Raw genomic sequence first — 12,512 nt, 5'->3', positions numbered from 1 at the left:
AAAACGCCGCCCGATGGGCGGCGTTTTCGTTCCGGGCGCGCGGCTCAGGCCTCGCGGTTGCGCGTCAGCAGCGCCGGCTTTTCGCCACGCGGGCGAGACGGCAGCTGCTCGAGCTGCTCCAGGCTCGGCAGGCGGTCGATCTTCGATTCCTTGTGGATGATCACCGGCTGCTTCTCGCGCGGCTTGGCCGCTTCCTGGCGCGTGACGACCGGTTCATCGATGCGCCGGCCTTCGTTCTTGCGTCGTGGCTGACCGTTGCGTGGCTGGCCATTGCGCGCAGTCTGGCCCTGGCCCGCAGCCGAACGCTTGCCCTTGCCGCCCGCTGCGCCGCCGCCATTGCGCGCGCCTCCGGCTGCGCGCGGTGCGGAGCCGGGCTGGGCCTGGCCGCCGGAGCGACGTCCGCGGTTCTGCTTGTTCTGATAGGGGCTCACGTAGTCCACCCGGTTGCCGAAGTTGTCCACCTCGTCATCGAGGAACTCGTCCGGCGCCCGGTCCGGTGGCAGCTGGGGCGGCCCGGCGACGACCGGGCCCTGGGCGGCCGCGCCATCACGGGCGGGCTTGCGCGCCTTGCTCTTGCTGCGGCGGTTGCGCTCCTTCTGCTCGCCGCCCTTTTCTGCCGGCTTGTCGCGTTCGCCACGTGCCTTGCGCTCGCCACGCTGCGGGCGCGGTTGGCGGGGCTCGCGTACTTCCGGCTTCTCGGCTTCGATGCTGCTGGCATCGAAGCCCTGCAGATCGCCATCCGGAATGCGCTGCTTGGTCATGCGCTCGATGCCCTTGAGCAGCTTTTCCTCGTCCGGCGCCACCAGCGAAATGGCTTCACCGCTGCGCCCGGCACGGCCGGTGCGGCCGATGCGGTGCACATAGTCTTCCTCGACATTGGGCAGCTCGAAGTTGACCACATGCGGCAGCTGATCGATGTCCAGGCCGCGGGCAGCGATATCGGTGGCCACCAGAATGCGCACCTGGTTGGCCTTGAAGTCGGCCAGGGCCTTGGTGCGCGCGTTCTGGCTCTTGTTGCCGTGAATCGCGGCAGCCGGCAGGCCGTGCTTCTCCAGGTACTCGGCCAGGCGGTTGGCGCCGTGCTTGGTACGGGTGAAGACCAGCACCTGTTCCCAGGCGCCCTGGGTGATCAGGTGGGCGAGCAGGGCGCGCTTGTGACTGGCGGCGACGCGGAACACGCGCTGTTCGATGCGCTCGACTGTGGTGTTCGGCGGGGTGACCTCGATGCGCTCCGGATTGTGCAAGAGCTTGCCGGCGAGGTCGGTGATGTCCTTGGAGAAGGTGGCCGAGAACAGCAGGTTCTGGCGCTTGGCCGGCAGCTTGGCCAGGACCTTCTTGACGTCATGGATGAAGCCCATGTCGAGCATGCGGTCGGCTTCGTCGAGGACGAGGATTTCCACGTGCGACAGGTCGATGGCCTTCTGGTTGGCCAGGTCGAGCAGGCGACCGGGGCAGGCCACCAGCACGTCGACGCCCTTGGCGACGGCCTGGATCTGCGGGTTCATGCCGACGCCGCCGAAGATCACCGCGCTTTTCAGCGGCAGGTCGCGGGCGTAGATCTTGAAGCTGTCGTGAACCTGGGCGGCGAGTTCGCGGGTCGGTGTCAGCACCAGCACGCGCGGCTGCTTCGGGCCGTAGCGATGTTCACGGTCCGGGTGACCACCCGGAAACAGCAGTTCGAGTACCGGCAGGGCGAAGCCGCCTGTCTTGCCGGTTCCGGTCTGGGCGGCGACCATCAGGTCACGGCCTTGCAACACGGCGGGAATGGCCCGCTGTTGCACGGGAGTAGGCTGGGTGTAACCGGCGGCCTCGACGGTACCGGCCAAAGCCTCGGAGAGACCGAGGGAAGCAAAGGACATGAGTAATCCTGTCTTGTAAGGGGCGATGCCCTGGGATGATCATGCCTGGCCCGAATCGCGACTGGCGTGCGATCCCGTCCGGTCCTGCCGCGCATGGTGATGGCGACATCCGGGCGTAAGCCTGGCGGAAGCGCGGAGTATAACAGAGCCTGTTAACGCCGCATTGCTCTGACAGTGTCGCAGGTCACGGGTTCATTAGCCAGCTCCGTATTTCCCCGGAGCTGGCCGGAACTCAACGCGACAGCCCGAGGTTGTTCCAGATCGCCAGGCTCGGTTCGGCCTGGTTCAGCGTGTAGAAGTGCAGGCCCGGGGCGCCGCCGGCCAGCAGCTTCTGGCACATCTCGGTGATCACCTGCTCGCCGAAGGCCTGGATGCTCTGCATGTCGTCGCCGTAGGCTTCGAGCTGCTTGCGTACCCAGCGCGGAATCTCCGCACCGCAGGCATCGGAGAAACGCGCCAGCTTGCTGTAGTTGGTGATCGGCATGATGCCGGGCACCACTGGCGTTTCCACCCCGAGCTTGCGCACGCGCTCGACGAAGTAGAAATAGCAGTCGGCATTGAAGAAGTACTGGGTGATTGCACTGTCGGCGCCGGCCTTGGCCTTGCGCACGAAGTTGGCCAGGTCGTCCTCGAAGTTGCGCGCCTGGGGATGCATCTCCGGATAGGCGGCGATCTCGATATGGAAGTGGTCACCGGTTTCGGCGCGGATGAACTCCACCAGCTCATTGGCGTAGCGCAGCTCGCCGCTGGCCATGCCCATACCCGACGGCAGATCGCCGCGCAGGGCGACGATGCGCTTGATGCCGGCACTCTTGTAGAGGTTCAGCAGCTCGCGCAGCTCGGCTTTGGTGTCGCCGACACAGGAAAGGTGCGGCGCGGTGGGGATCTTCACCTCACCGTCGAGTTGCAGCACGGTGTTCAGGGTGCGGTCGCGCGTCGAGCCACCGGCACCGTAGGTGCAGGAGAAGAAGTCGGGCTGATAGCCTGCCAGCTGGCGGGCCACGTTCAGCAGTTTTTCATGCCCGGCTTCGGTCTTGGTGGGGAAGAACTCGAAGCTGATGGACGGGCGGTTCGAAGAGGTCATACAGAAATTCCTTGAGCTGCACGTCGCCGACCCCGAGCGCCAGGGCTCAGTGGTCGGCGGCATGACCTGCTTAGTAGCGGTAGCTGTCCGGCTTGAACGGACCTTCGACGGTCACGCCGATGTACTCGGCCTGCTTGGCGGTCAGCTGGGTGACCACACCACCGAAGCCCTTGACCATCTCCAGCGCCACTTCCTCGTCGAGCTTCTTCGGCAAGACCATGACGGTGACGTTCTGGGTCTTCTCGGCCACCGGCAGGTCGGCGAACTTCTCGTTGTAGAGGTGGATCTGCGCGAGCACCTGGTTGGCGAAGGAGCCGTCCATGATCCGGCTCGGGTGACCGGTGGCGTTGCCCAGGTTCACCAGACGGCCTTCGGCGAGCAGGATCAGATAGTCATCATTGGCCGGATCGACGCTCTTGCCGGTGCGGTGGATCTTGTGCACCTGCGGCTTGACCTCTTCCCAGCCCCAGTTCTGGCGCATGAAGGCGGTGTCGATCTCGTTGTCGAAGTGACCGATGTTGCACACCACGGCGCGCTTCTTCAGCGCCTTGAGCATGCCGGCGTCGCACACATTGACGTTACCGGTCGTGGTGACGATCAGGTCGATCTTGCCCAGCAGCGCGGCATCGACGCTGGCTTCGGTGCCGTCGTTGATGCCGTTCTTGTAGGGGGAAACCAGCTCGAAGCCGTCCATGCAGGCCTGCATGGCGCAGATCGGGTCGACCTCGGAGACCTTGACGATCATGCCTTCCTGGCGCAGCGACTGTGCCGAGCCCTTGCCCACGTCGCCGTAGCCGATGACCAGCGCCTGCTTGCCGGAGAGCAGGTGATCGGTGGCGCGCTTGATGGCGTCGTTGAGGCTGTGGCGGCAGCCGTACTTGTTGTCGTTCTTGCTCTTGGTGACCGAGTCGTTGACGTTGATCGCCGGCACTTTCAGGGTGCCGCCCTTGAGCATGTCGAGCAGGCGGTGCACACCGGTGGTGGTTTCCTCGGTGATGCCGTGCACGTGCTCAAGTACCTGCGGGTACTTGTCATGCAGGATCTGGGTCAGGTCGCCACCATCATCGAGCACCATGTTGGCGTCCCACGGCAGACCGTCCTTGAGGATGGTCTGCTCGATGCACCACTCGTATTCCTCCTCGGTCTCGCCCTTCCAGGCGAATACCGGGATGCCAGCGGCGGCGATGGCGGCAGCGGCCTGATCCTGGGTGGAGAAGATGTTGCAGGACGACCAGCGCACTTCGGCGCCGAGGGCGATCAGCGTCTCGATCAGCACCGCGGTCTGGATGGTCATGTGGATGCAGCCGAGGATTTTCGCGCCCTTGAGCGGCTGCTCGGCGGCGTACTTCTTGCGCAGGCCCATCAGGGCGGGCATTTCCGATTCGGCGATGATGATCTCGCGGCGGCCCCAGGCGGCCAGGGAAATGTCGGCGACCTTGAAGTCGGTGAAACCGGCAGGCGTCATGACAGCACTCATCGAAGAGTTCTCCATTCGTATAGATGCGAATGGGCGCCGTTGATGCGTTCTAGGAAACGCCCCATCCGAGCCTGACAGGCCCGCTCTGTGACAGAGCAACCTGCTGCAGCGCCCCTCGGACGGGTGGCGGGCACGATCGAAGCGGAGTCGATCGCGTGAAGCCCGGCGATTATAGCGATGACCGCCGGCAATCCCAAGCTGTCCGTCAGTAAGTGCTGGCCGAGCTGCCGCGGCAGATTCGTCGGACCAGCCGGCCGATGCTCAGCCCTTGCACCAGGATCGAGAACAGGACGACCAGGTAGGTGATGTTGAGCAGCAGGTTGCGCTCTTCGCTGGCCGGCAGTGCCAGGACCAGCGCGACCGAGATGCCGCCGCGCAATCCGCCCCAGGTCAGGATGCGTACGGTGCCGGCAGGCAAAGCGCGGCCTGCAGCACGCAACGCCAGCGCTGCCGGGCCGACTGCGGCGAGGCGTGTGGTCAGTATCAACAGCGTCACGCAGAGGGCGATCAGCAGGTACTGGGCACTGAACGGTAGCAGCACCAGTTCCATGCCGATCAGCACGAACAGCACGGCATTGAGGATTTCGTCCAGCAGCTCCCAGAAATTGTCCAGGTTTTCCCGCGTATGCCTGGACATTGCATGGCGTCGGCCCTGATTGCCGATGATCAGCCCGGCTACGACCATGGCGATCGGGCCGGATACGTGCAGATGTGTCGCCAGCGTGTAACCGCCCAGCACCAACGCGAGCGTCAGCAGGACCTCGACCTGATACTGGTCGATGCTCTTGAGCAGGGCGAAGGTCAGCGCCCCGAGCAGGGCGCCGAGCAGAATACCGCCTCCGGCTTCCTCGACGAACAGCCAGAGCGCCTCGCCAGCCCCCGGCGCCTCTCCGCGCGCCAGCACGCCGAGCAGCACGGTGAACACCACCACCGCGACGCCGTCATTGAACAGCGACTCCCCGACAATGGTGGTCTCCAGCGCCTTGGGTGCGCCCGCCGAGCGCATGATGCCGAGCACGGCAATCGGGTCGGTCGGCGAGATCAGTGCGCCGAACAGCAGGCAGAAGATCAGCGGCGGCTGCAGCCCGAACAGCCCGAAGATCCACCAGCTGCCCAGGCCGATCACAGCGGTGGAGAACAGCACGCCGACCGTCGCCAGCAGGCCGATGGCCCAGCGCCGGGCGCGCAGATCGGCCAGATTGATGTGCAGTGCGCCGGCGAACAGCAGAAACGACAGCATGCCGTCCATCAGCAGGTGATTGAAGTCGATCCGCCCGACCAGCGCCTCGATGCGTTGCTCGAGCAGTGGCAGGCCGAGCATGGCCAGACCGTGCAACAACAAGGAGAACAGCAGCGCGGTAGCCATCACGCCGATGGTCGGGGGCAGGCCGATGAAGCGGTAATTGACGTAGGCGAGCAGCGCCGTGAGGCTGATGAATATTGCGGCGAGTTCGAGCATGAAACCCTCGCATGAGGTCGGTGATGCAAGGGTGGACTCGCCAGGTACGCGATTGGTGCCGGCTGCGCCCGGCTTTGCCGGCCAGGCGGTGGGTGACGAACTCAGCGCAGGGCGCGGCGTCGAACCAGAAGGTTCGGTGAACCTTGCCGGGCGAAACCGTTTCAGGAGACCGCCATGAACCCTATGCTTCGCTTAGCGCCCGTGTTACTTGTCGGCGCTTTCAGCCTGCCTGCCGCTGCCAAATCCTGCTATGTGCACAGCGAAACCTCCGGTGCGGTTCCTGCGCCAGTGGTGACCGAGCAGTGTTTCGAATTCCACGGCGTGGACAAGGACGACGCCATCGACTGGGTCTGCCAGGACAACGAGGCCGTGAGAAATTCGCGCCGCGAGCTTCGCGACAGCTGTCCCGACGGCCACTTCGGTGTCTGCACCGCGCCGATGACGGCGGAAACGCTGGCCAACGAGCGTGCCACCGGATCCCAGGCGAAGAACGGTACCTTGCCCAGCCAGGTGGGCGGTGATGCGACGATCGTCACCTATCACTATCACGCCAGTGATCGGGCCCAGGCCAAGATCGATTGCGAAAGCGCTGGCGGCAGCTGGTCGCAATAGCCTGCCGAGCAATCTTTGCTGACGAAGTCGAAATCCGACTGATTTGTTCAGCCGCGCATGGACGGGGATAATCCCGCGCTTTGCATCGACGAGTGGTTGAACCATGAAGCTGAGTTTGCTGAGCCTGCCCCTGCTTGCTGTCCTGGCGCTGACGGGCTGCGATCGGGTCGATCCCAATTCGCCGCTGGGCAAGCGCAAGGCGATCTATCAGGCAATGCTCGATACCAAGGAAGACCTGGGCGGAATGTTGCGCGGGCGCATTCCCTTCGATGGCAACGCCTTTCGCTCCGGTGCGGTCAAGCTGGACGAGCTTTCGCGGCAGCCGTGGCACCATTACCCCGAGGTGAAGGAAGAACAGAGCGATGCGCGCGACGACGTTTGGCAGCGTCAGGAACGCTTCAACGAGCTGGCACGTGCGCTGGAGGCCGAAACGGCCGCGCTGGTCGAAGTGACCACGGCTGCGCCGGTCACGGCCGAGGGTGTGGCGCCGGCGTTCCAGCGCGTCGAGGATGCCTGCGAGACCTGCCACAAGGAATTTCGTGCCTATTGAGGTGAGTCATTGGCGCAGCGCCTCGAGCTTTTCCCGGGACTTGGCCAGCTGATTGCGGCGCAGCTCGATCAGCTGCGCATCGCCGGTACCCAGCGCCTGGCGTAACAGCGTTTCGCGCCGCTCCACCTCACCATAGACGCGCTCGTACTCGACCTGCCGCGGATGCAGCGCGACCAGGCCCTGGCATTGCTCGGTCAGGGTCTGCAGCTCGTGGTTGAGCTGCGTCTGTTGCAGCTTGTCGCCCTGCAGGCGTGCCTGTTGCAGCTGCTCGCCCAGCGCCTGACGCTCGGTCTGGCACCGGCTCTCGACGGTCGAAGGGGCTGCCAGCAGCGGGCTGATGACGGCCGTACCGATCAGCAGGGCAAATGGCCAATGTCGCAAAGACATGCCTCGCCTCCATGATTGTTATTCAGCCTCTATCGACAGCTGGGTGGGGCGAAAGTCCCTCAGGTACCCGGAATGCCGACGACCCGTAGCCTTTCACGCAGCGCTTGCAGTTCGGGTTCGCGAAAGAATGCCTGAAGCTGTTTCGCTCGCGCCGGTCCCACGCCGGCTTCGACCTGCCATTGCGCCGGGTCCCGCGCTGACAGTGCGTCCCAGTCCAGAGTCGCCTGCAATGCTTTGCCGGGCATGCCCAGCGCCTTCAGCCACTGCGCCAGCGGTCGTTTGCGGGCCTGGGCGAAGGTGGTCGCCAGTTTGCTCGCGCGCGCTTCGCCGATGCCCGGCACCTTCTGCAGCGTGACGGCATCCAGCGTCAGCCAGGCGAGCAGGTCGGGCAGCAATCCGGCGTCGAGCAGCGCCTGCCAGCTGCCGGCTCCGATGCCGTCGAGGGCGAGGCCCTGCTTGCCGCCGAGCCAGACAAGTCGGGAAAGAAACTGCTGCTCGCAGCCGGGCAGTGGCCGCCAGCAACTGTGCGGGTGATAACGGTTCGGTTCAGGCACGGCCACTGCGGCCCGCTCCGTGGCGCGCCAGGCCACTGAGTCCAGCTGCGGAATGCTGTGCCCGGCGAGCGCAACCGCGACCCGGTCGCCGGGGCGCACGTCCAACGCCCGCCAGCGCTCCAGCGAGCCGAGGCTCAGCGTGCGGATGCGTCGGCCGTCCAGCTGGACCGGGACGAGCTGCAGCAGCGGCGTGATGCGCCCGGTGCGACCGATGCGAAACTCCACCTCGCGCACCTCGGTCAACGCCTTGCGCAGCGGGTACTTCCAGGCGGCGGCCCAGTAGGGTTCCGCCTGCCAGCGCTCGGCCGGTGGACGCTGACCTTGGCGCAGCACCACGCCATCGCTGGCGAACGGCAACCCTTGGCGGTACCAGTGCTCGCGCCAATGTTGCGCTTGTTTGAAGCCCTGAACCGGTTGCGTAAGCGCCTGGCTGTCGGCGAAACCAAGCTCAGCCAAGCGTGCGAGGCGGGTTTGCATCGGCGCAGGGCCGTTTGGCCAGTCCCAGACGAACAGGCCGATCCGCGCGGCGGTGCTGGCGCCCAGACTGTTGCCGGCCATGGCGCCAGCGACGCGCCCGCGAGCCCCCGCGCTGCCGTGGGTGGCCTGGACATGCTGGTCCATTCGCCAATACAGCTCCCCCTGCAGGATGACCTCGCCGGCAAGCGCCAGGCGCGCCGGGATCGCCGCCAGTTTGCGGGCATTGGCCGTCCAGTCCTGCCCGGTGAGGCCGTCGCCGCGGCTGATGGCCTGCTGCAGGACGCCGTCTCGATAGACCAGGGTGACCGCGACACCGTCTATCTTGGGCTGGATCCACAGGTCCTCGCGCCGCGCGATCCAGGCGGCGACCGCCTGCTCATCGGCGAGCTTGGCCAGGCCGGTCTGGCGGATCGGATGGCGCAGCGGGCCGCCGGCGCCGGCCAACGGGTCCGGAGTCGCGAGGGTACTGGGGAAACAACGCTGCCAGTCGTGCAGGCGCGCACGGCTCTGGTCGTAGATTTCGTCATCCACCAGCGACTGGCCGCGGCGGTGATAGGCGTCGTCCCACTCGGCGAGCTGCGTTTGCAGCTGGTGGATCTCCCGCTGTGCTCGCGCGTCGTCCCAGGTCGGGCAGGTGGCGAGGCAGACAGGGGTAAACAGGCACAGCGATAGTGCGATCAGGCGTGGCATGACGAGCATCCTTGCTCTGGTGACAGGAGCGTGGCCCGCCGTCGCTGGCGGGCCGATGCCGGATTGTCGCCTGCCTGGCGCGTGCCGACCGTGCGTCAGCGCATGTTGAACAGCTCCTGATGGAAATCTCGCGGCGGCAGGCCGTGGCGCTGCAGGTCCTTGCTCAGATCCTGACCAAAGCCGGCCGGGCCGCAGAACCAGACGTCACTGTTCTGCCACTGCGGCGCCAGCTGGCGCAGGCGCTCGGGTGTCAGCCGGCCGCCCTCGCTGGTGACCAGCACGTGCAGGCGCACCCGGGCGCGTTCGGCCAGCTCGCGGATGCGCTCGATGAAGCCCTGATCCGGCGCGCTGGTGCAGTAGAACAGATCGACGTTGTCGCCCGTGCCGCTGTCGGCCAGCGCCTGCAGGCGGCCAATGAACGGCGCGATGCCGATGCCGCCGGCCACCCAGACCTGACGCGGCTTGCGGCTGTGGAAATCGAAGCAGCCATAGGGCCCTTCGACCTTCACCGCGTCGCCCACCTTCAGGGTGTCCGGCAGGGTACGGGTGTAGTCACCGAGACCCTTGATGGAGAAGGCCAGCTTGCCGTCGTTGCACCAGGCCGAGGAGAGGCTGAAGGGGTGCGGCCCTTCCTCGTCGTCGAAGGTAACGAAGGCGAACTGCCCGGCCTTGTGTCCCGGCCAGGCACCGTCGAGCTTGATATCGACGCGCAGCACGCGGTTGTCGCGGTGATGGGTCAGGCTTTCGATGCGGCCGACCACCTGATGCTTGCGGCCGATGCGGCGCAGCAGCGAGATGCAGGCAGCGACAGAGCCCGACGCCATCAGCACGGCGAGAACCAGGCCCAGCGGCGAGGTCCAGTAGTCGGGCGGGGTCAGCACGATCGAGTGCGCCACTAGGGCCAGGTAGACCAGCGCCAGCCAGCGGTGCGTCTTGAAGAACCAGCGATAGGGGAAGCGCTTGACCAATGCCAGCACGATGAGGATGACGGCGGCATAGAAGGCCCATTCACCGATGTCCTCGGCGAGGCCGCGGAAACGCTGCAGCAGGGCGAAGATGCCTTCGTGCCCCTGGCCCTCGCCGGCGCGCCGGGCCGGCTTTTCCAACCAGCCGAAGCCGACCAGCCATTTCGGAATCTGCCCCCAGCCCCAGTGGAAGATGGCGATCACCAGCGCGCTGATGCCCAGCCACTTGTGCAGCCGATAGGTCTTGTCCAGGCCGTCGAAGAAACGTTCGAAGCGCCGCGGCCGCACCGCCAGTATCATCGCCACGCTCATCGCGACGATGCCGAGCACCCCGCTGTAGTGCACCATTACCTTGCGCAGCGGCCAGAACTGATAGCGCGCCATGATGAAGTCGTCCACCAGCAACCAGAGCAGCGTCAGTCCGACGAACAGCGCGACGTAGGTGAGTTTTATCTGTCTCATCTCGGGAAAGCCTCCTTGCTGGCGACCCGTGTGCCAGCGCTTCCAAGCATCTATGCAGCGCCGCGACGCCGCCATGATCACGGTCACTACGAAGCGTGACTGGGAGACGGCGGCGCTCTGCGTTGCGTTTTTATCTACAATTCCGCCCCTGATTCCTCGAAGAGACGAGCCCGTGCAACCAGTGATCGCCATCGAGCAGCTCACCAAGACCTACGCTTCCGGCCACCCGGCGCTCAAGCGCATCGACCTCGAGATCCGCAAGGGCGAGATCTTCGCCCTGCTCGGGCCGAACGGCGCCGGCAAGACCACGCTGATCAGCATCATCTGCGGCATCGTCAACCCCGGCAGCGGGCGGGTGCTGGTCGACGGCCACGACATCGTTCAGGACTACCGCGCCGCCCGCTCGAAGATCGGCTTGGTGCCGCAGGAGCTGTTCAACGAGGGCTTCGAAAGCGTCTGGGCGACGGTGCGTTTTTCGCGCGGGCTATTTGGCAAGGCGCCTGACGATTCGTTCCTGGAGAAACTGTTGCGCGATTTGTCGTTATGGGACAAGCGCCATGCCCGAATTCTGGAGCTTTCCGGCGGCATGAAGCGCCGCGTGATGATCGCCAAGGCGCTGTCCCACGAGCCATCGATCCTGTTCCTCGACGAGCCCACCGCCGGCGTCGACGTCGAGCTGCGTCGCGACATGTGGGAGATGGTCCGCGGCCTGCGCGAGCGCGGCGTGACCATCATCCTCACCACGCACTACATCGAGGAGGCTGAGGAAATGGCCGACCGCATCGGGGTGATCAGCAAGGGTGAGATCATCCTCGTCGAGGACAAGCATGTGCTGATGCACAAGCTCGGCAAGAAACAGCTGACCTTGCACTTGCAGCGTCCGCTGGCGGCGATCCCGGGCGAGCTGGCCGACTATCCGCTGGAGCTGACTGATGCCGGCAATCAGCTGGTGTTCACCTTCGATGCCCAACACGAGGACACCGGTATCGCCGAGCTGCTCAGGCGGCTGGCCGCCCACGGCATCGATTTCAAGGACCTGCAGTCGAGCCAGAGCTCGCTTGAAGAAATCTTCGTCAACCTTGTTCACGGTCGCTGAGGAAAAGCCCGCATGAATTTCTACGCGATCCGCGCGATCTACCTGTTCGAACTGGCGCGCACCTGGCGCACCCTGCTGCAGAGCATCGCCACCCCGGTGATCTCGACGTCGCTTTACTTCGTGGTATTCGGCTCGGCCATCGGCGCGCGCATGGAGGCGATGCACGGCATCCCCTACGGCGCGTTCATCATTCCCGGCCTGATCATGATGGCGCTGCTCACCGAGAGCATTTCCAATGCCTCGTTCGGCATCTACATGCCGCGCTACTCGGGGACGATCTACGAGGTGCTGTCGGCGCCGGTGTCCTACATCGAGATCGTCATCGGCTACGTCGGTGCGGCGGCGACCAAGTCGCTGGTGCTCGGCGTGATCATCCTCATCACCGCGCGGCTGTTCGTCGACTACGAGATTCAGCATCCGCTGATGATGGCGCTGTTTCTGGTGCTGACGGCGATTACCTTCTGCCTGTTCGGCTTCATCATCGGCATCTGGGCCGACGGCTGGGAGAAGCTGCAGATCGTCCCGGCGCTGATCGTCACGCCTTTGGCCTTTCTCGGCGGCAGCTTCTACTCCATCGAGATGCTGCCGCCGCTGTGGCAGAAGGTCACCCTGTTCAACCCGGTGGTCTACCTGATCAGCGGCTTCCGCTGGAGCTTCTACGGTGTCTCGGACATCAGCGTCGGCATCAGCCTGGCGATGATCCTCGGCTTCCTCGCCGCCTGCCTGCTGGCGGTGTGGTGGATCTTCAAGACCGGCTATCGCTTGAAGAACTGAGACGTCGGCGCCGACGGTCGAAGTTCGGCAAAGAAAAGCCCCGCACGGCATGGCCGGCGGGGCTTG

The 12,512-nt window shown here is 65.2% G+C and carries 11 protein-coding genes and 1 riboswitch; of the genes, 4 read left to right on the top strand and 7 right to left on the bottom strand.

All coding sequences use genetic code 11. From position 1 onward, the window contains the following. Window positions 1-44: 44 nt before the first annotated feature. The 4 genes from rhlE2 to NAO55_RS09985 form a co-directional block, all read right to left on the bottom strand. Window positions 45-1,859, bottom strand: a complete 1,815-nt coding sequence (gene rhlE2 / locus NAO55_RS10000; protein ID WP_102838882.1) for an RNA helicase RhlE2 — start codon at window positions 1,857-1,859, stop codon at window positions 45-47. Between the two features lie 232 nt (window positions 1,860-2,091). Next, window positions 2,092-2,943: a methylenetetrahydrofolate reductase [NAD(P)H] gene (gene metF, locus NAO55_RS09995; RefSeq protein WP_063540707.1), complete on the bottom strand. Its 852-nt coding sequence runs from the start codon at window positions 2,941-2,943 to the stop codon at window positions 2,092-2,094. A 70-nt stretch (window positions 2,944-3,013) separates the two neighbouring features. Continuing rightward, a complete protein-coding gene (ahcY, locus tag NAO55_RS09990) occupies window positions 3,014-4,420 on the bottom strand; it encodes an adenosylhomocysteinase (protein WP_102838881.1) in 1,407 nt (468 codons plus the stop codon). 24 nt (window positions 4,421-4,444) lie between these two features. Next, window positions 4,445-4,543: riboswitch (S-adenosyl-L-homocysteine riboswitch) on the bottom strand. 82 nt (window positions 4,544-4,625) lie between these two features. Then, a complete protein-coding gene (locus tag NAO55_RS09985; RefSeq protein WP_102838880.1) occupies window positions 4,626-5,879 on the bottom strand; it encodes a cation:proton antiporter in 1,254 nt (417 codons plus the stop codon). 174 nt (window positions 5,880-6,053) lie between these two features. On the opposite strand from NAO55_RS09985, the gene NAO55_RS09980 reads away from it, so the two are divergent. After that, window positions 6,054-6,491, top strand: coding sequence for a hypothetical protein (locus tag NAO55_RS09980; RefSeq protein ID WP_102838879.1), 438 nt, complete (start codon window positions 6,054-6,056; stop codon window positions 6,489-6,491). Window positions 6,492-6,594: 103 nt separating this feature from the next. Further along, window positions 6,595-7,041, top strand: coding sequence for a c-type cytochrome (locus NAO55_RS09975; protein WP_102838878.1), 447 nt, complete (start codon window positions 6,595-6,597; stop codon window positions 7,039-7,041). A gap of 6 nt (window positions 7,042-7,047) precedes the next feature. On the opposite strand, the gene NAO55_RS09970 is transcribed toward NAO55_RS09975, so the two are convergent. The 3 genes from NAO55_RS09970 to NAO55_RS09960 form a co-directional block, all read right to left on the bottom strand. Further along, window positions 7,048-7,428, bottom strand: a complete 381-nt coding sequence (locus NAO55_RS09970; protein WP_102838877.1) for a DUF1090 domain-containing protein — start codon at window positions 7,426-7,428, stop codon at window positions 7,048-7,050. A gap of 59 nt (window positions 7,429-7,487) precedes the next feature. Continuing rightward, window positions 7,488-9,149, bottom strand: a complete 1,662-nt coding sequence (gene ligB, locus NAO55_RS09965) for an NAD-dependent DNA ligase LigB (RefSeq protein WP_102838876.1) — start codon at window positions 9,147-9,149, stop codon at window positions 7,488-7,490. Between the two features lie 95 nt (window positions 9,150-9,244). Further along, window positions 9,245-10,576: a ferredoxin reductase family protein gene (locus NAO55_RS09960; RefSeq protein ID WP_102838875.1), complete on the bottom strand. Its 1,332-nt coding sequence runs from the start codon at window positions 10,574-10,576 to the stop codon at window positions 9,245-9,247. A gap of 172 nt (window positions 10,577-10,748) precedes the next feature. On the opposite strand from NAO55_RS09960, the gene NAO55_RS09955 reads away from it, so the two are divergent. Continuing rightward, on the top strand, window positions 10,749-11,672 hold the full coding sequence (locus NAO55_RS09955) for an ABC transporter ATP-binding protein (RefSeq protein WP_102838874.1): 924 nt from the start codon (window positions 10,749-10,751) through the stop codon (window positions 11,670-11,672). Between the two features lie 12 nt (window positions 11,673-11,684). Continuing rightward, entirely contained in the window at window positions 11,685-12,446 is a 762-nt protein-coding gene (locus NAO55_RS09950) for an ABC transporter permease (RefSeq protein ID WP_102838873.1), read from the top strand. The last annotated feature ends 66 nt before the right edge of the window (window positions 12,447-12,512 follow it).

Origin of the sequence: Stutzerimonas frequens, assembly GCF_024448335.1 — a bacterium.
GTDB lineage: Bacteria > Pseudomonadota > Gammaproteobacteria > Pseudomonadales > Pseudomonadaceae > Stutzerimonas > Stutzerimonas frequens.
The sequence above is the reverse complement of the archived record's forward strand: the minus strand, read 5'-3'. Positions and strand labels throughout refer to the sequence as shown.

Bases quoted from the DNA above. Each gene is read 5' to 3' on its own strand.
- rhlE2 (WP_102838882.1), bottom strand. From the start codon at position 1,859: ATGTCCTTTGCTTCCCTCGGTCTCTCCGAGGCTTTGGCCGGTACCGTC.
- metF (WP_063540707.1), bottom strand. From the start codon at position 2,943: ATGACCTCTTCGAACCGCCCGTCCATCAGCTTCGAGTTCTTCCCCACC.
- ahcY (WP_102838881.1), bottom strand. From the start codon at position 4,420: ATGAGTGCTGTCATGACGCCTGCCGGTTTCACCGACTTCAAGGTCGCC.
- NAO55_RS09985 (WP_102838880.1), bottom strand. From the start codon at position 5,879: ATGCTCGAACTCGCCGCAATATTCATCAGCCTCACGGCGCTGCTCGCC.
- NAO55_RS09980 (WP_102838879.1), top strand. From the start codon at position 6,054: ATGAACCCTATGCTTCGCTTAGCGCCCGTGTTACTTGTCGGCGCTTTC.
- NAO55_RS09975 (WP_102838878.1), top strand. From the start codon at position 6,595: ATGAAGCTGAGTTTGCTGAGCCTGCCCCTGCTTGCTGTCCTGGCGCTG.
- NAO55_RS09970 (WP_102838877.1), bottom strand. From the start codon at position 7,428: ATGTCTTTGCGACATTGGCCATTTGCCCTGCTGATCGGTACGGCCGTC.
- ligB (WP_102838876.1), bottom strand. From the start codon at position 9,149: ATGCCACGCCTGATCGCACTATCGCTGTGCCTGTTTACCCCTGTCTGC.
- NAO55_RS09960 (WP_102838875.1), bottom strand. From the start codon at position 10,576: ATGAGACAGATAAAACTCACCTACGTCGCGCTGTTCGTCGGACTGACG.
- NAO55_RS09950 (WP_102838873.1), top strand. From the start codon at position 11,685: ATGAATTTCTACGCGATCCGCGCGATCTACCTGTTCGAACTGGCGCGC.